Source organism: Parabacteroides sp. CAG:2 (assembly GCF_000436315.1).
Taxonomy (GTDB): Bacteria; Bacteroidota; Bacteroidia; order Bacteroidales; family Tannerellaceae; genus Parabacteroides; species Parabacteroides distasonis.
In genome coordinates, this window is record NZ_FR885286.1 from 27,722 (window position 1) to 45,079 (window position 17,358).

14 protein-coding genes and 1 pseudogene are annotated in these 17,358 nt (G+C 36.9%); 6 read left to right on the plus strand and 9 right to left on the minus strand.

Going from position 1 to position 17,358, the window contains the following annotated elements; genetic code table 11:
• Position 1: 1 nt before the first annotated feature.
• From QVP94_RS07980 to QVP94_RS08000, 5 genes are read left to right on the plus strand one after another with little or no spacing between them, the layout of a single operon-like run.
• Positions 2-1,009 (plus strand): glycosyltransferase family 2 protein, encoded by a 1,008-nt coding sequence (locus QVP94_RS07980; protein WP_005856115.1) that lies wholly within the window; start codon positions 2-4, stop codon positions 1,007-1,009.
• A gap of 13 nt (positions 1,010-1,022) precedes the next feature.
• Positions 1,023-1,715 (plus strand): pseudaminic acid cytidylyltransferase, encoded by a 693-nt coding sequence (pseF, locus tag QVP94_RS07985; protein WP_005856117.1) that lies wholly within the window; start codon positions 1,023-1,025, stop codon positions 1,713-1,715.
• A 1-nt stretch (position 1,716) separates the two neighbouring features.
• A complete protein-coding gene (locus QVP94_RS07990; protein WP_005856119.1) occupies positions 1,717-3,177 on the plus strand; it encodes a bifunctional UDP-2,4-diacetamido-2,4,6-trideoxy-beta-L-altropyranose hydrolase/GNAT family N-acetyltransferase in 1,461 nt (486 codons plus the stop codon).
• On the plus strand, positions 3,167-4,228 hold the full coding sequence (gene pseI, locus QVP94_RS07995; RefSeq protein ID WP_275955221.1) for a pseudaminic acid synthase: 1,062 nt from the start codon (positions 3,167-3,169) through the stop codon (positions 4,226-4,228). Before QVP94_RS07990 ends, pseI begins: the two co-directional genes overlap by 11 nt.
• Before the next feature lie 22 nt (positions 4,229-4,250).
• Positions 4,251-5,306, plus strand: coding sequence for a sialidase family protein (locus QVP94_RS08000; RefSeq protein WP_022192337.1), 1,056 nt, complete (start codon positions 4,251-4,253; stop codon positions 5,304-5,306).
• Between the two features lie 472 nt (positions 5,307-5,778).
• Here the strand turns inward: QVP94_RS08000 and QVP94_RS08005 are convergent, their stop codons facing one another.
• The 7 genes from QVP94_RS08005 to QVP94_RS08035 all read right to left on the minus strand — a co-directional run bounded on the left by QVP94_RS08005 (position 5,779) and on the right by QVP94_RS08035 (position 15,213).
• On the minus strand, positions 5,779-8,184 hold the full coding sequence (locus tag QVP94_RS08005; protein ID WP_005856129.1) for a DUF7689 domain-containing protein: 2,406 nt from the start codon (positions 8,182-8,184) through the stop codon (positions 5,779-5,781).
• Positions 8,185-9,340: 1,156 nt separating this feature from the next.
• Positions 9,341-10,246: a glycosyltransferase family 8 protein gene (locus QVP94_RS08010; protein ID WP_005856135.1), complete on the minus strand. Its 906-nt coding sequence runs from the start codon at positions 10,244-10,246 to the stop codon at positions 9,341-9,343.
• 35 nt (positions 10,247-10,281) lie between these two features.
• On the minus strand, positions 10,282-11,715 hold the full coding sequence (locus tag QVP94_RS08015) for a lipopolysaccharide biosynthesis protein (RefSeq protein WP_005856137.1): 1,434 nt from the start codon (positions 11,713-11,715) through the stop codon (positions 10,282-10,284).
• Positions 11,716-11,718: 3 nt separating this feature from the next.
• Positions 11,719-12,573, minus strand: coding sequence for an O-antigen ligase family protein (locus QVP94_RS08020; RefSeq protein WP_224202488.1), 855 nt, complete (start codon positions 12,571-12,573; stop codon positions 11,719-11,721).
• A gap of 389 nt (positions 12,574-12,962) precedes the next feature.
• Complete coding sequence (locus tag QVP94_RS08025) at positions 12,963-13,826, minus strand: glycosyltransferase family 2 protein (protein ID WP_008778269.1); 864 nt, start codon at positions 13,824-13,826, stop codon at positions 12,963-12,965.
• A gap of 83 nt (positions 13,827-13,909) precedes the next feature.
• Complete coding sequence (locus QVP94_RS08030) at positions 13,910-14,119, minus strand: glycosyltransferase family 2 protein (protein ID WP_005856144.1); 210 nt, start codon at positions 14,117-14,119, stop codon at positions 13,910-13,912.
• Positions 14,116-15,213, minus strand: coding sequence for a glycosyltransferase (locus tag QVP94_RS08035; RefSeq protein ID WP_005856146.1), 1,098 nt, complete (start codon positions 15,211-15,213; stop codon positions 14,116-14,118). Before QVP94_RS08035 ends, QVP94_RS08030 begins: the two co-directional genes overlap by 4 nt.
• Positions 15,214-15,479: 266 nt before the next feature.
• On the opposite strand from QVP94_RS08035, the gene QVP94_RS08040 reads away from it, so the two are divergent.
• Positions 15,480-16,796 (plus strand): UDP-glucose dehydrogenase family protein, encoded by a 1,317-nt coding sequence (locus QVP94_RS08040; RefSeq protein ID WP_005856148.1) that lies wholly within the window; start codon positions 15,480-15,482, stop codon positions 16,794-16,796.
• Between the two features lie 67 nt (positions 16,797-16,863).
• On the opposite strand, the gene QVP94_RS08045 is transcribed toward QVP94_RS08040, so the two are convergent.
• Both QVP94_RS08045 and QVP94_RS08050 read right to left on the minus strand, forming a co-directional pair.
• Positions 16,864-17,013 carry a FeoB-associated Cys-rich membrane protein gene (locus tag QVP94_RS08045; protein WP_022192338.1) on the minus strand — a complete coding sequence of 50 codons (150 nt, stop codon included), beginning with the start codon at positions 17,011-17,013 and terminating at the stop codon, positions 16,864-16,866.
• 50 nt (positions 17,014-17,063) lie between these two features.
• Positions 17,064-17,358, minus strand: a pseudogene (locus QVP94_RS08050) (nucleoside recognition domain-containing protein); the annotation flags it as partial.

A 17,358-nucleotide genomic window follows, 5' to 3' on the forward strand; every position in this document is an offset into this window, starting at 1 on the left:
GATGGACCAAAATATTCCTGCGGTTAGCATTGTTATCCCAGTATTTAATGTGGAAAAATACATTGGGAAATGTTTGGATTCGTTGATTTCCCAGACATTGCATAATATTGAGATTATCTGTGTGAACGATTGCTCTACAGATAAATCATTAGATATACTTCGGGATTATGAGGCAAAGGATAATCGTATTGTTGTTATTGATTTACCTCGCAATATAAAACAAGGGGGAGCCCGTAATGTCGGGATAAAAAAAGCGAGGGCTCCTTTCCTTGGTTTTGTTGATAGCGATGATTGGGTTTCTCTTGACATGTATGAAAATCTCTATACATTAGCGGTTACGCATGATGCGGAAATGGTATGTGGTGACTATTTTCAGTATTATAGTGAACAAGATATTCGTTTACGGATTAACTGTAAACCTGAATGGTTTTCATTGCCTGAACATGAAAGAAATAAGCGTTTTATTGAAGGTGAATGTCGGATTTGGACTAATATAATCAAAAAAGAAGTCTTTATCAGAAATAAAATAGAATTTCCTGAGGAGCTATTCTATGAAGATAATGCGATTGTAACTGCTCTATATTTGAGCGCGAGAAAGATCGTGAAGGATACCCATCCTTATTATTATTATCGTTGTAATAATATTTCTACGACTCGGAGTATTAATAACTATCGCTTTTTTGACCGTTTGAAGACTTCTAAAATGTTTTTGGATAATATGCGTAGATTAGGTATCTATGAGATATATCCGGAAGAAGTAGAGTTTCGATTTACTGAGCTTTTTTATGTAAACTCAATTCTAGGCGCCATATCACAGTTTGATCCTCCTGAGAAAAAGTATGTGAATCAAATCAAGCGGGAGATGGAAGAGATATTTCCTTGTTTCATGAAGAATAGTTATTACAAGACAAAAGTTCCATTGAAACTTCGTATATTGCTTCGTGCTATTTATTTTCAGACTGATTTGGGCATAAGCTTGTATCAGATTTTGGTTAAATTAAGATCATAAAAATAACGAAAAAATGAAATGTTTGGCAATAATACCAGCACGAGGAGGTAGTAAACGGATTCCTCATAAAAATATAAAACCTTTTTTGGGCAGACCGATAATAGCATATTCAATAGAGGCCGCTCTTGGTTCCGGACTGTTTGAGGAGGTGATGGTTTCGACGGATGATGTGGAAATCGCCGAGATAGCCCGTCAAGAAGGGGCTTCTGTCCCTTTTCTGCGTTCTACGGAAAATGCTAATGACTATGCTACATTGGCGGATGTATTGGTCGAGGTTGTCAATGCCTATAAAGGGAGAGGGTATGAGTTTGACTTGATCTGTTGTTTGCTTCCAACAGCCCCATTGATTTCTTCCGAGGATGTTCGTTCTGCTTATGATCAGTTAGTTATGTCTACCTTTGATTCTATCTGTCCGGTGGTCGCTTTCTCATATCCGATACTGCGTTCTTTATCGATAGATGAAAAAGGAAATTTAAACATGAATTGGCCAGAGTATAGATTTAGCCGGAGTCAAGATTTGCGCCCCGCCTATCATGATAGTGGTACGTTTTATTGGATAAAGACCTCTTCTCTATTAAAAGATAAAAAATTGCTAAGTGAGAATGGCACGGCGATTGTTCTGGATGAGTTTCGTGTACAAGATATTGATACGGATACAGATTGGGCTTTAGCGGAGATGAAATATAAACTACTTCATATGAGTTGATATGAGAGTTCTGATTTTAACTGAGGGATATTCGCACACAGGCTATGGGCATATTTCCCGTTGTACGGCTATTGCCCAAGTATTTCGGGAGAGAAACGCAAATGTAACCTTTATTGTGAATGGGGATGAGAGTGTAAAAAATTTAGTACAATCTTATCCTCTGTTTGTCTTTAATTGGTTGGAGAACACGGAACGTTTGCTTGAGTATCTATCTCAAGATGACATAATAGTTATTGATTCCTATTTGGCAGGAAAAGGACTTTATACCGAAATAAGACAGCGGGTAAAGGTTGCTGCTTATTTAGATGATTTTAATCGTTTGGAATATCCGGAGGGAATCATCATAAATGGGACAGTCGGTGCGGAATTGATTCCCTATAAACGGAATCTTGGACAACGTTATTTGTTAGGAAAGGATTATGTGATTTTACGTGAGGCATTTAAAAACTTATGTGGTCATAGAGAAATCCGGGAGAAAATAAAGACTGTCCTAATTACTTTCGGAGGTAGTGATCCTTTAAATCTAACGCCAAAAATTTTGGAGAAGTTGACGAATTGCTATGCTAATTTGAGGAAAATCGTTATCTTAGGGCCTGCATTTTCTCATAAGGCAGAAATAGAGAGGATGGCGGATGATAATACGGTTATATACCGTAATGTAGAGGCTGAAGTGATGAGAGATTTGATGTTAGCTGCGGATCTTGCGATCTCTGCGGCTGGACAGACGATAAACGAATTGGCGATAACAGGTCTGCCATCCGTTATCTTTAAGGTGGCTGAAAACCAAGGTAACAATATTGCGGGGTGGAAGAATATTGGCTTTGTCGATGAATTTATTGATGCCACAAAAGATTGGCATATAGATGATCTGGATAAGATTATGTTAAAATTTGAGAACTCCGAATATCGGCGGGAGATTTTTTGTCGGGGGATAAGTCAAATCGATGGAAAAGGGGCTCATCGGATTATGAAAGCTGTAACCCGGATGTTTTATGAGATGAATATGGATATGAGATTGGCTAAAGAAGAAGACTTACTACCTCTGTTCGAGCTTACGAATGATCGGATGGTACGGCAAAATTCTTTTTCGACCCATGCTATATCATTGGATGAACATAGAAATTGGTTTTATGCGACCTTAAAGAATAGAGCAAGAAGACTATTTGTCTTTTACGAGAAAGAGAAATTAATTGGACAAGTCCGTTTCGATATTGAGGAAAATAACAGTGCGGTGATTAGTATAAGTATCGGAGCTAACTACAGAGGATTTGGACTTGCTCTTTGCTTATTGGAAAAGGCTTTGAGGCATTTCCATGAGCGTGAAAGGCAAATAAGTAAGATTTACGCATATGTGAAAACCGAGAATATGGCTTCAAGATATGCGTTTATTCGTGCTGGTTTTAAGGATTGTGTTAGTGATAATAAACATGCGTTGAAGTATTGTTATGTGTATGGAAACTAATTTATTCGAATATTTTGGTCTTGATCGGGAAGATTCCGATCGGGTATTTATTATAGCGGAAATGTCTGCGAATCATAATCATGATTTCAACATCGCCGTAGAGACCGTGAAAGCAGCCAAGGCTGCTGGTGCGGATGCCATCAAATTGCAAACCTATACGGCGGATACTCTTACATTAGATTGTGATAATGCTTATTTTCAAATAAAGCAAGATACTTTATGGGATGGAACCACATTGTATAAATTATATCAGAACGCCTTTACTCCTTGGAAATGGCAACCTGAATTAAAACGTATTGCGGAAGAGGAAGGTCTGATTTGTTTCTCATCTCCATTTGACAAAACATCTGTGGATTTCTTGGAGGCTATGGATGTTCCGGCATATAAGATCGCTAGCTTTGAGATTACGGATATTCCTTTGATCGAGTATGTGGCCTCAAAGATGAAACCAGTCATAATATCAACGGGAATAGCTACTTATGAGGATATTGAGGGGGCGATAGCCGCTTGCAAAAGAGTCGGTAATGATCAGATTGCCTTATTGAAATGTACATCTTCTTATCCGGCTCCTGTGGCGCTTGCGAACTTGAGGACGATTCCTGATATGAGAAAGCGTTTCAAACTTCCTGTAGGGCTTTCAGATCATACGATGTCTAGTTCGGTGGCGGTAGCCTCGGTTGCGTTGGGTGCTCGAATTCTCGAGAAGCATTTTATTTTGGATCGGGGTATAGGTGGACCGGATGCGGCTTTTTCTATGAATAAGGAGGAGTTCTCCGAAATGGTTCGATGTGTAAGAGAAGTCGAGATGGCATTGGGAAAGCCAACCTATGAGTTAACTGAAAAGGTGAGGAATAACAGGAAATTTGCCCGTTCCTTATTTGTCGCTCAAGATATGTATGCTGGTGATACAGTAACAGAAGAAAATGTTCGTTCTGTTAGACCCTCTGATGGTCTATCGCCTAAGTATTTACCGGATATATTGGGCAAAAAGGTGAAATGTGATATAAAAAAAGGAGAACCTTTCAAGCGGGAGTATTTATCAGATGATTAACTAAAGTTAAAATATATGCTTTATGAAACACCATCTACTTTTATTTATTATGGTATTTTTATTTCCTTTTATGGCTTGTGGTGATGATGAGCTAAAGGAAATATATAACCCAAATTTGCTTCGTAGTACGTCTATTGACGATAGTAGCCTACATTTGGCTTTTCCTGCCATTGCGGGGAATAAGGATCGAAGTAAGATTATCGTGGTTTATAGAGAAGGTTCGAGCCACGTTAGTTTTGATAGTAAGTTAATACAGATGGAGAGTTTCGATAAAGGAAAAACATGGGTTAACAGGAAGGTTATATTTGCTCCAGTTAAAGGGCATGACGTGAGGGATCCTCAGCTTTTAGTATTACCTAATAACGGTATACTTTGCCGTTTCTTTGAAAGAGAATCGAAGACGGAATCCATTGTGAAAAGCATTTGTTCGGAGAATTGGGGTATTTTCTATGGATCGCCTGTTTTATTTCCTTTTCCAAAAGACGAGACATTTGCGGCAGCCCGTGGGAATATGGTTATAATAGATGATGTAATTTATGCGGTATGTTATAATCGTTGGGCTGTTACATGGTTGGAAAAATCGGAAGACTTTGGGAGGAGTTGGGAGGTTGTATCTTGGTTAGATGAGCGTCTGTGGACAAATCAAATAGAATGTGGACGTATTAATGAGGCCTCGCTGGGGTATTATGATGGGAAAATGTACGTCGTGGGTCGTCAACAGTCAGAGAATGGAGACAATCGTCTTGAGATTGGAGTTAGTGAGGATTTGGGGGTGACTTGGACATGGAGTTTTTTACCGATAGAAGGGCATGCTCCTTCTTTAACTCCTTATAAGGATGCTTTTATACTAACTTACCGGAATGTTAAGGACTCCAATCGTGGTAAATATAGTTTTGATACGGTACTTCTTAAAGATGGGAAGTTGGCTAGTAATCCTGCTAGTCTTTTTGAAAGCGATAATTTTGATGTCGGCTACGGAGATGTTCTTACTTTACCAAATAGTTTCTTGGTTTGCTGTTATCAACCGGGCTCTATCCGTTGTTATGAACTGAAATATGATGTTTTCAATTATAAATAAAATAGTAAAGGGACTTTATTTGTTGTTGTCAAAAAGGTGGTAATTTCTTTTATTACTTTTTTTCTTTTCAAAATGAAATATTTTAATATAAAGAGTATAAAAATCTATTTAGTTTGAACTAATGATTTTAAGTTGAGTAATATTAACTGTGTTTTGAGGGTTGGTTTTGAATTTAATTCAGTTATGGTGTGTTAGGATGCTGCTTTGATCTTTGTATTAAAATACAAAATTTAAATTTTTAAGAGTATAAGTCATGTTGCTTGTATATTTGTTCTTTTGCGTAGCTGTGTTAATTAATACCCAATTATGCTCTGATGTCTTTTTGCAAAGATGCTGTATGATGTGTGTAAAAAGGCTGATAAATACTTGGATATAAAAATGAATTTGTTGAGCAAATTTTCTATATACAATGGCTATAGATTGTATATGTAACTATAGCCATTGTTTGTAAATGTAAAATTAATCGATAACTTTAATTCTTATTGATCTGAATTTTTTTAGAAATATAATTATTCTCTTGCTTTGTGTTGATAAAATATAATCCGTCTTTTAGGAAAGATAAATTGATGATTATCTTTTGATCAAAAGATATATTATTTCTGCTATCCTTTAGCAATTCTATGCCATTTATATCAACAATATTAATATCTATTTTTGATGGTTTTATTGTTTTTGATGTAATGATAAGAGTATTGTTTTTTATAGAAATATCCAAATTAGATGAAATGTTTAATTCTTTGCTTTTGATGCTATTTATAGAGGATTTTATTTTTTGATCATCTCTTTTTAAAAGCTCCTTAGCGTAATTTAATGCGTTAGAATATATGCTGCTAGGATAATAATTGTTTGTTTTTGCAAATTTGTTAGCTGATTCTTTGACTTTAATTAAAAGAGATTTGTTCTGCTCTTCAGATAAAGTTAAGTCTTCTAATAAATTTATAGCAAAGAGGTCACCATTAGATAGTTTTTCTGTAATTAGAAGTATTGATGATTCTCCTATTTGTTTACATAGATCTAATAAGGTTGAGTATTCTTGAGATTCTGCATATTTCCTAGGATCACTGTGTGTAGCAATGATTGGATTACTCCATGTTAATTCCCAATTATTGTATAAATCGTTAAATTTTTGTTGGATTTGTGCTGGCATAGATGCTTTTAATAAAGAAATATTATTCTGTTCTATTATGGACAAAGTTGCTTTTTCCATTTTATTCTTTATAACCGTGTTTCTACTTTTGTTTGGAATTGGTATATAATAATGTTGAATGGCTCCATAATCCTCTCCTCTGATTGAGAGCTTAGGATGGAAAGTTCGCATTAATGCTCCCGGTTTACTTTCCCAATCATAACCATGAGGATAAATTGAATTAGCATTATTTTTAATTGATCCATGAGTAAAATTAGTTGAGCTTGTACCCCATAATGCAACTACTCCCTTTTCTACAGAGGAGCCTTGGCGAGTGTAATTATATTGTGCATATAAAGCATCAAAGGAAGCAAGAGGATCCCCTGCTTTATAGTATGATGAATAGACACTTATGGGCCATATCCAATCATCAGTTCTATCAATGGTCCAAGCAATACAATTATAAACTTGAGTTGCTGGTGCTGTACGTATAGCATCACCAGTCTTTAAATATGGAAAGACTGAAGTTACATCACTCTGTGGAAGATTTATATATACATCGCATTTTGCATTGCCACTAAATGAACTATAAGAGGATATCAGACCTGCGCGGAATGCGCTTCCATTAAGATAACATTTAGAACCTCCAGCCCAGTTGTAATCAGAAGGAGCCGTATAGCCCATGTTATAGCCTGTAATTTTGCCGGGAACAGCTGTACCTTCTTCCACCCAAATACATGCAATAGTACCCGCAGTTACATTACAAGTAAAAAAATTCCTAGGGCCGGATATGCTTCCGTTTACGGTTAGAGCATTACCTCCGACAGGGCAATTAGTGTAAGTATACTGATTGTTGACTGCCTTAAGAGTTACAGAACCTGTAGTTAGTTGGTTATATGCACGGATTCTGACATAATATATACCAGATACGGGTGTTTGCACTTGGATCGTAGCATTTCCTTTGCCGTATAGAGACCATGAGTATGCGTTGGGCGTTTGAGCATTAAATACTTCAATAACAAATTCATAATTGATATTGGATGCGGTTGCAGAAAATGTATAATATTGCCCAGCTTGTAAATTAAAAGATTTAAAAGTAGTGTATTGCAGAGGCATATTTAGTCCATAAGTATACTCTTGTCCTCCTGTACCCCTTGTCTGTATATAAGAGCTATCTGCTATGTTGAGCAAATCTTGTGAACTCGCAACTATTGCAGGTTGAGATTTTATTTGTGCGACATAATCTTGGTAATTATTGTCTGATATTTCTGCTTTTATCGGATTTGTTGATAAACGCACAAATTCTACACTTGGTATCTCTGGATTTTTTGCGATTATAGAGATTGTATTGACTCCTTTTTCAAGTGTTAGCGTAGAAGCTTTTCCTTTTTTATCTGTGAGTCCCACTGATTGCCAATTGTTTTTAGATGGTTTTAATGTTGAATTTACAACAATACTATTAACCTCTACTTTATATTCAGGATATCCTTCTGGAGTTAAAGGTACCATAATCCAAGCGTTTAAGTAGTAGTCTCCATTTTTAGAACTATTTATTGTAAATGTCTTGTAGATATTCTCTCCTTTTAATTCTGTTTTTGTTGACTCAATAGTGACATCCCCACCGATAGTTGGATTTATTTGTAGAAAAGCAACTTCAGCATCTTTCATTAGGTTGTCTTCTAGGATGCTAGTTTGGGAAAATACTGCTATTTTTATTGATAGCAATAGAAATATGGATAATGTTTTTTTCATGATATTGTGAATTAAATAATTGATTTTTTTCTTGCTAAATTGATATATAATCAATTTAAATGAGCTTCTTTGTGGTTTTTACACCACTATAAATGAACAAGTGCATGGAAATACATGAATTGTGCATGATTCTTTTTGTGTTAATTCTTTGGGAAATTATGGATTTAATAGGTTAAACATCTTTTTTGCGATATAATCAACTAAGGTTGATATTTGAAAGTCGATAGTCTCTTAACTATTGATAGGGTCTCCAATATTAATATTGTTACAAATATAGAAAAAAGTAGAAAATATGAACTTATATGGTTATTCACATTTTATTCACAATTTCATCATACGGAAAAAATATGGTTTAAATTATAGTAGGTATTTTTATGAAACTTGTTTATTAAACTTCATTTCTCATAAAATCCTTCTCTTACTAGATAAAGCGGTACTAGGCAAAATCAGTGTTTTGGATTTTTCCTGCTTGCTAGATAACTAGTAAGCGGCAGTTTGCCGTGGAATATGTCATTCTGCATAGTTGTTGAAAGTTTGAGCGTGTGGGATGATCATGTCCGGAGAAATATTTTGTGTGAAGTTGACCAATTTGATCATATGAAATAATCCGTATTGAATGTGTGGTTTTAGGGCTTTTTTCTTTTGGATATCCGTAGTTACAAAGTAAGTTGGCTTCATCGGCAAAGTAAGTTAACTTACTTAGGCATTCCAGCTAGTTAACTTTGTTGATGAAACAGGCTTCACCAATTTAGTCTCATCTTCGTCGTATGAAAGGGGGAGGACATTACCTATATTGAGGTAAAATGTGCTTGTTGATCCTGCCAATTTTATATATTGGCTAGGAGTCTGGTGCTGTTCAGATGAGAGCTTTAGCGATTCGTTATCTATTATTCAAACCGTAAGTTATTTACTATACAAGCCGTAAGCGTAGCACTAGGTATAGCCGTAAGCCTACGGTTAGACAAGTCGTAAGTTGTTCACTTTAATGAGGCTTGATAGATTGGGTTTATACGTATCACCATTAAATATCGGATGAGCTCGTATTGATGATTTTTAAATGTATGTTCATTTTTTTCTTTTCTATTATAATCCACGTTTGTAATAATTTGGACATGAACAGATTATTACAAACGTGGAACGCGTGGATAAAAGTAAGTTAGAATAGGCTATCCTTGGGAGCGATAAGCCCCAATTTTTCTAGTAACGAACGGAATCTTGCCTTAATGCGTGCCTTCATGGGGATATGCCTAATAAAGCTTTTGTCCAAACCGGATGTGTCTAAATAGAAAGCGAAATCTTTTTTGAAAGGAGGCTCAAATTCGATAAACCAAGGTTTGCTGCCGCTGTAATGCAAGATAACGGGGTCAGTGATAGCTTGCTCTCTTTCATCCCGGTAAGTTCGGCTAATCAACGGGTCCTTGAAAAAATATCCGTGCTGTACATTGTACTTCATGGGCAGGGTTAGCTTGATCTCTTTTAATACTATATTCAATACATCTTGATCATGGTATCTAAGTCTCTCAGGGTATTTGTTGATTATCTCGAAAAAGCTTTCTGAAAGATTATTTTCTCGCCAATATCTTAGGTTGACCAATAATACCCCAGCGTTGAAATAGCCAAGAGATGGGGAATATTGGAGCCGGTTGTAAATACGTATGTCATCTATTGACATGTCAGGGATTACTCCGGCGGCATAGCTTTTTATATCCGTATCCCATAATGAGCGTAGTGAGTGGCGGACGACAACATCACAGTCGAGATAAAGGACCTTCTCAACGCTTTTGGGAAGTATATCCGTCATGATAAGTCTAAAATAGGTCGCTAACGTGATATGTCTACTTATCGGGCAGTTGGCGAAAACCTTTTTATCTACAGTATAGAACTGGATTTGCTGGCCATATTTGGCTACGACCTTTTTCAATACCTCTTGGTTTTCAGGGGATATTTCCTCTGTCAAGATATGTACCGTAATCTCCTCTTTCGGGTTATTCACACAAATAGAGGTTACTAATACACCACAGGGTATGACATAATTATTGTCTGTGCAACATACAATATCCATAGGATGTGTTTTTTATTCAAGTTATTACTGTGTTTCTACTGTCTATGTTTTTTTAGGATCAACGAGAGAATGAAATCTATCTCTTCCCATTTAAGCAAATAGGATAGAGTTAGATAATAGCAGATACCTATAATTATACCGACAATGAGTTTAAATAATAAGATAGGGATAAAACTTACGCAAATGTATATGATTAGTCCCATCGATATGGATAACAAGAGTATAGGACATAAAGCCTTAAGCTCTTTTCGCAGGTAAACATCGGGTAAAAGTCTTTTAGTGAATCTTGTCAATACATAGATGTCACATAAGGCATAAGCAGCGATACCGGCGCACATGATGGTGATCCCAAATGGAATGGTAATGACTAAGATAGTAACCGCAATGAGCTTTTTTATGATCTCGGATCGCAGGGAATAATCACTTCTCCGTTTTACGTTGAGCAGATCCCAGTTCAGGCGTGAGATCGGGTCCCACATATAAGCGATACTTAATATTTGTAAATATGGTATGGTATGTACCCACTTATCTGTCAAGATAACACGAATTAATGGATCAGCCAGTACACATAAGCCGATCATCAACGGGAATATGATGAAGGCTGTCATACGGATGAACATGAAGAACTTTCGTTGCAGTTCCTCGTTATCATGCTGTATTTGGCATTCTATCGGATAAGTGACCCGTGTGATGATGCTTGTTATATTAACGGAAACGTATTGGGCAAGAGAAGTAGCCCTGTTGAAGTTTCCCAGATCAGCGGATGAAAAATATTTACCAATTACCAATGAGTATAGATTCAGATATATCGTATGAAGCAATCCTCCGGCAAGTAATTTAGATCCGAATCCGAACAATTCCTTGAAAGACTCTTTGGAGAAACATAGGCGAGGAATCCACCGGGTACTTCCCCAAAGTAATATCAAAGCTAATAAATTCGTGAGTAAACTTTGGATGACCAGTGTCCATACAGCATAACCATGATAAGCCAGCCATATACCTATTCCTCCACTTATAGCTACTGTGCTGAATGAGATGATAGCTTGCTTTTTGAAATCGAGGGAAATGGTCAGTTGTGCTCGTTGTACGGCGCAGAATGAGGTCAAGATTAAGTTTAATCCTACGAATTTTATGATGGTTTCTAGTTGAGGCTGGCTGTAGAATGAGGCTATGAATGGAGCGGTGGAGAAAAGGAGAAGGTACATGGCTATCCCGATAAATATATTGAAAAAGAATACCGTCGAATAGTCTACATCTGTTCTTCCCTGTTTCTGGATAAGAGCGTTCGAGAAGCCACTATCAACGAACGTTTGAGCTACCGCCATGAAAATACCAAGCATGGCGACAAGTCCATAGTCGGAAGGCGACAAGATACGAGCGATGAAAAGACTTAACACGAATTGAGCTCCCTGTACCGAAAGCCTTTCCATGCTACTCCAAAAAAGACCGTTTACTGTTTTGCTTGCCATGTATTATTCGGGTTGTTTTTGAGAGGTTGATTTATTAGCCAACAATTGGTGCTTTTGCTCAGACATTACAAGCCCTAACAACATCATTATAAAGAAACCCCGATGTCCGGTAAACGTGGCATCTGCGATATTCTCAATCAATAGATACCCGATGATAAGAAAAGGTATAATAAAATATTTCTCCTTTTGCGTAGAGAGAAATAGTTTGTAGGCTTTCCGTATGATATAGGCGAAAAATAGTATATATAAGAATACGCCTATTATCCCAAATTGAGCTAAACAGGGATAATAGGTGTCCGCTATATAACTATAATTGTTTTTACTGATCCCTTTTACATTCTCGATACCGTATTTTGCGTATAGAGGCGAATAATAAACGCCAGAGGAGTGGGAGGCAAAACTAGCGAAGCCCGACCCAAATGGGAAAAAGTCCTTGAAAATCTCGAAAGATGTGACGTATAGCATGGCACGGGCCATGAATTCCTCGGGAACACTGTCCAAGGATTTACCCACACCAAAGTACATGACCATTTTTTTCCAGCTAGCTAAAACCATTGCGGCAAGACTTAATACGGCTATCGCTATTGTCTTGAAATTGAGCTTCAGACGACTTATGTTCCCGAAGAATATCACGGTGACCAGAGATATGATAAAAAATCCATAGAACTTTGAACGAGCCGAGAATAATCCAATCGCTAAAATAAGGATAAAGATCATCTTATCAATTTTAGCACCTTCGCTACAATAATAATAAAGCAGGGAGGATGCGGTTATGATAGCGGCGAAATAAGCGACATGCCCAACAGTTACTCTGAAGGCGAGTGGATAGACTAGAGACGCACATCCTATAAGAAACATGAAAAAGGATATAATAAGAATGATTTTCTTTATCAAATCTTTCTGTTTCGAACTAAATACAGGACAGAGATAATAAACTGCGAAAAAAGCTAAATAGGGTTTAAATTGGATAATCATGTCTGAGATGATTCCTTTCGCAGAGTTACTATGTATATAAAACGAATAAATCGTATAAAATATGAAAACAGAGCTTACCGCTAGAAATGACTTATTTATAGCCCAATCCGGTGTCTTGAATGTTGCGAAAATAAATAAGATAAGCAAGATGCAAGCACATATCTCATCTATACTATCAAATCCGATCGTTCCATAAAGGACCAATCCAAATATGAACGTGAAAATAAATAAGTTATAAAATTGCTTGTTTATGAATTCTTGTATCATCTTTTTTATTTGCTAGGAACGACCTTTGGTTGTAACTGAAATGTTTCTTTTTCTCTTTGAGGTGCACTTGTGAGGTGCTGAGCCTCAGATTTGATCTTAAATCTGTTTTTCCTAAAGAAATAAAAGAAACTTTTCAAATGAATTAACGTTTTCTTATTAAGACGCTGACTACTTCTTTGGTGAACATGCGTCATTTTGGATAAAGGGTAATAGACTACCTTCTTATTCTTTTTCCAACAACGATAGCAAATATCCATATCTTCTACATACAAGAAGAATTTCTCGTCAAATCCTTTTAGTTCATTGTAGAATGTGTGAGAGATCAAAAACGCTGCTCCCATACACCAATCGACCTCTGTAGGAGTGTCCATAGGAAGGTTCTTCAGTAAATAGGTTTGAACATTTTTATTGCCGGACTTATCATTTCCTTTGGTAAGAGCCCGATTTAGCAAAATCTTAATTGAAGGAAATCTACGTGCAGAATATTGCAATGAGCAGTCCCGGTTTTGTAACTTGGGTGCGACAATTCCACATGAAGGATGTTTTATCGCATAGTTGTATAATTTGTCGATCGCTCCTTGCGTTAATATGATGTCTGGGTTTAATATAAGTATATAATTCCCTATAGCATGTTTTGCTCCAATATTATTATTTCGGGCAAAACCATATTTCTTTTGATTCTCAATGAGTTTTATGGTAGGATAATTGTTCCGGATATAATCGGCGGTTCCGTCAGTAGAACAATTATCAACAAAAATAACCTCGAATGAAACGGATGGACTTCCTACTGAATACAAAGACGCAAGCATCTCTTTCACGTATGAAAGGTGATTCATGCCAACTGTTATAATCGATATTTCTGGTTTCATTATCATTTTGTCCTATTATGTTTTTAATTTTATAGATGCAATTTATGTTCTATTTGTTGATGATAGATTGTATTTTTCACCTATTATAACATTATTAAGTTTGTTGGTCGGGTTATTACCTTAAACCGATTCTTCTTTAAAAAGTAAATCGTACCATCAGATGAGCAATTATCTACGATGATGACTTCGAGCGGGACTGATGGTCTTCCTGTCGTGAACAACGAATTTAGTATCTCCATGATATATTTGAAATGATTCCTTGTTATGGTTATAATAGATACATAAGGTGTCATAAACTAGTATATGCGTTTTGATAAGACAAAGACATTTTCTTCGCTGTATAATGCTTTTGGAATATGTCTTGTACTTCTCGTGCGACTTCTGTACGATCTAACAGGAGCACTTTTTCTATTTTGTCGAATAAACTATTACTGTCTTTATTGTTGAAAATATATCCTGTCGTGACGCTCATCTTCGATAGCACCTCTTGGTGTGAAGGTATATCAGAAAGTAACATAGGTAATCCTACTGTCATACTCTCCAACAGCGTGTTTGCCAATCCTTCGACATCTGAGGCTGAAATATAATAATCGGAAGCGATTAAGTAATCATAAACATTCGTTTTAAAACCGGGTAAAAGAATCCGGTCATCACCTTCTTTTTTTAAATCTTCCCATAAGGGTCCCTCACCGAGCATGATCAATCCCACTTGCTTGGCCCCTATTTGTTTAAAGGCACGTATTAATAGTTCAGGATTCTTCTCTCCTGAGAAGCGCCCGATAAAAATAAAATATCGGATATCGTCTTTTAGTCCTAAATCTTTTCTTAGCTTTTGCCGATAAATCGGATCGCAATTCCAGATGGGTAACGAAGATCCATTGGGTATGCAAGAGATGTCCCAACCTTTATTTTCTTTATAGAGTTTTCCTACACTTTCAGAGCAACCTATGGGGAGATCTACTTTTCGGGTGAAGAAATGGTTTAGTTGATTGACGATATCTCCTTTAAATTTTCCATATAATATCTGCTGCTGTAGTCCCGGATAGATATGAATCGTATAGATTCGTTTATACTTTCGAGGTAAAAAGCACATTAAATATAATGAACGCGGACAATGCGCATGAAGCATATCCGGATTAATCAATTTTACCTCTTGTTTTAGTGCCGTGAATAAAGCGAATGGATTAAGAGGCGTTTCTGGTGCCAATTGATGAATCGAAAGCGGATACTTCTGGAAATCCTTAATTCGGGTAGTTTTTTTCTCTGGTATGAAAGTAATGATAGATACCTTGAACTTGGAGAAGTCCATATATTGGATAATGTTATACATAACATTAACCGGGCCTTCGTTGCATAATGATGATACCAAGAAACAAACTTTAGTCATGCTCTCTTCCTTATTTTTCTTTACTGTCAAACTGTACCTGCAATAATAACGGACGAGTGAATCTATTATTGTTGATTTCTCCGTTTGTTTAACAATGTAAGATTTCCCTCTATTAAAGGGAAATCGAATACAAAGTTAACAGTTATTTCTTTAAAAACAGACGAACATATGATTTTTTTCAATTTGTATATTTATGATAGCGGATTTCTCTGAATTATTGTACATTTGCATACGTTTTTAAGATATTTTGAGAAACAAAGGGAATTATGAAAATAGCAATAGTTGGAACAGGCTATGTAGGCTTGGTAACAGGTACGTGTTTTGCGGAAATGGGTACAGAGGTGTTTTGTGTAGATGTGGATAAAAATAAGATCGATAATCTGAAGAAAGGCATCGTTCCCATTTATGAGCCGGGTTTGGATGAATTGGTGGCTCGTAATATGCAGGCGGGACGTTTGCATTTTACTACCGAGTTAAAAGAATGTCTGGATGAGGTGGAAGTCTTGTTTTCCGCAGTGGGGACGCCTCCAGATGAGGATGGAAGTGCGGACTTGAAATATGTGCTGGAGGTTGCTCGGACCGTGGGAAGATATATGAATAAATATATTTTGGTCGTTACTAAAAGCACGGTTCCTGTTGGTACTGCCCAAAAGGTAAAGCAAGCTATTAAAAATGAGCAAATTAAACGGAATGTAAATATAGAGTTCGATATTGCTTCTAACCCTGAGTTCTTGAAGGAAGGGGCTGCGGTAAAGGATTTTATGAGTCCGGACCGTGTAGTTGTAGGAGTGGAATCCGAGCGTGCCGAGAAATTGATGTCAAAGTTATATCGTCCGTTTTTACTGAATAATTTCCGGGTGATTTTTATGGATGTTCCTTCCGCTGAAATGACTAAATATGCGGCAAACGCAATGTTGGCGACTCGTATCAGTTTTATGAATGATATCGCTAATTTGTGTGAGATTGTCGGTGCTGACGTAAATATGGTGCGTAAAGGGATTGGAACGGATGCTCGTATCGGTAGTCGTTTTCTGTATGCGGGTTGCGGATATGGAGGTTCTTGTTTCCCGAAAGATGTCAAGGCGCTTATGAAGACCGCTGCCGATAGTGGTTATCAGATGCGTATATTGGAAGCGGTAGAGGCTGTAAATGAAGAGCAGAAGTCAATATTGTTTCGTAAGTTGGTGAAGCATTTTAACGGGGATATTAAAGGCAAGCGTATCGCTTTATGGGGGTTGGCGTTTAAGCCGGAGACAGATGATATGCGAGAGGCTCCTTCATTGGTTTTGATCGAAAAGTTAAGAAACGCCGGATGTCTGGTTTCGGCTTATGATCCAGTGGCTATACCTGAGGCTCAAAGACGTTTGCCTGAAGATGTGATTTCTTATGTTAAAGATATATATGAGGCTGTGATAGATGCGGATGCACTATTGTTGGTTACTGAATGGAAAGAATTCCGTATGCCTTCTTGGTCTGTTATTAAGAAATTAATGGCTACGCCTTTAATCTTGGATGGACGTAATATCTATGATAAGGCAGAATTGGAGGAGGCCGGTTTTATTTATCATTGCATAGGTCGGTAAAGACCTTTTGGTTGGAAATAAGTTATGGGGCTGTGTTGCAATTCTTTGCTTGACTCAACCCCATTGTCTATTTCATCAATTCTTTCTTTAACGAACACTCACTACATCCGCAACAAGGGTCTTTGGATTTGGGGGCGGCGAACATTCGATAAACCTTATATGCGATATATCCGATAATCGAGATACCAATAACGTAAACTGCTATATCTTGCCACATACCTATAAATTTACCTCCTATATATAACTAAATAAAACATAGGAAAGTTCTTAGCAAAATAAACCCACAAAGAAATTTCCCGTTTGATAAACAATGAAAGAAACGATCCATGCTAGGACACAAGTATAAATGATAACGAATATACCCCATTTCCATGAGCCAGACTCGTTGACAATAGCCGATATAGTTGCTATGCACGGAAAATAAATCAAGACGAAAAGCATTAAGCTAATCGCTATGAGCGGTGTGAATACCAAATTACCTTCTGCGTTACGGTCTTGCTTCAAACGCTCCGACAGGGCTTGGCTGTCATCATCTGCATTCCCCGTGTCTAATACGCTTAAC

Excerpts from the sequence above, each read along its gene's own strand:
- QVP94_RS07980 (WP_005856115.1), top strand. The coding sequence starts at position 2 with ATGGACCAAAATATTCCTGCGGTTAGCATTGTTATCCCAGTATTTAAT.
- pseF (WP_005856117.1), top strand. The coding sequence starts at position 1,023 with ATGAAATGTTTGGCAATAATACCAGCACGAGGAGGTAGTAAACGGATT.
- QVP94_RS07990 (WP_005856119.1), top strand. The coding sequence starts at position 1,717 with ATGAGAGTTCTGATTTTAACTGAGGGATATTCGCACACAGGCTATGGG.
- pseI (WP_275955221.1), top strand. The coding sequence starts at position 3,167 with ATGGAAACTAATTTATTCGAATATTTTGGTCTTGATCGGGAAGATTCC.
- QVP94_RS08000 (WP_022192337.1), top strand. The coding sequence starts at position 4,251 with ATGAAACACCATCTACTTTTATTTATTATGGTATTTTTATTTCCTTTT.
- QVP94_RS08005 (WP_005856129.1), bottom strand. The coding sequence starts at position 8,184 with ATGAAAAAAACATTATCCATATTTCTATTGCTATCAATAAAAATAGCA.
- QVP94_RS08010 (WP_005856135.1), bottom strand. The coding sequence starts at position 10,246 with ATGGATATTGTATGTTGCACAGACAATAATTATGTCATACCCTGTGGT.
- QVP94_RS08015 (WP_005856137.1), bottom strand. The coding sequence starts at position 11,715 with ATGGCAAGCAAAACAGTAAACGGTCTTTTTTGGAGTAGCATGGAAAGG.
- QVP94_RS08020 (WP_224202488.1), bottom strand. The coding sequence starts at position 12,573 with ATGTTTCTTATAGGATGTGCGTCTCTAGTCTATCCACTCGCCTTCAGA.
- QVP94_RS08025 (WP_008778269.1), bottom strand. The coding sequence starts at position 13,826 with ATGAAACCAGAAATATCGATTATAACAGTTGGCATGAATCACCTTTCA.
- QVP94_RS08030 (WP_005856144.1), bottom strand. The coding sequence starts at position 14,119 with ATGACACCTTATGTATCTATTATAACCATAACAAGGAATCATTTCAAA.
- QVP94_RS08035 (WP_005856146.1), bottom strand. The coding sequence starts at position 15,213 with ATGACTAAAGTTTGTTTCTTGGTATCATCATTATGCAACGAAGGCCCG.
- QVP94_RS08040 (WP_005856148.1), top strand. The coding sequence starts at position 15,480 with ATGAAAATAGCAATAGTTGGAACAGGCTATGTAGGCTTGGTAACAGGT.
- QVP94_RS08045 (WP_022192338.1), bottom strand. The coding sequence starts at position 17,013 with ATGTGGCAAGATATAGCAGTTTACGTTATTGGTATCTCGATTATCGGA.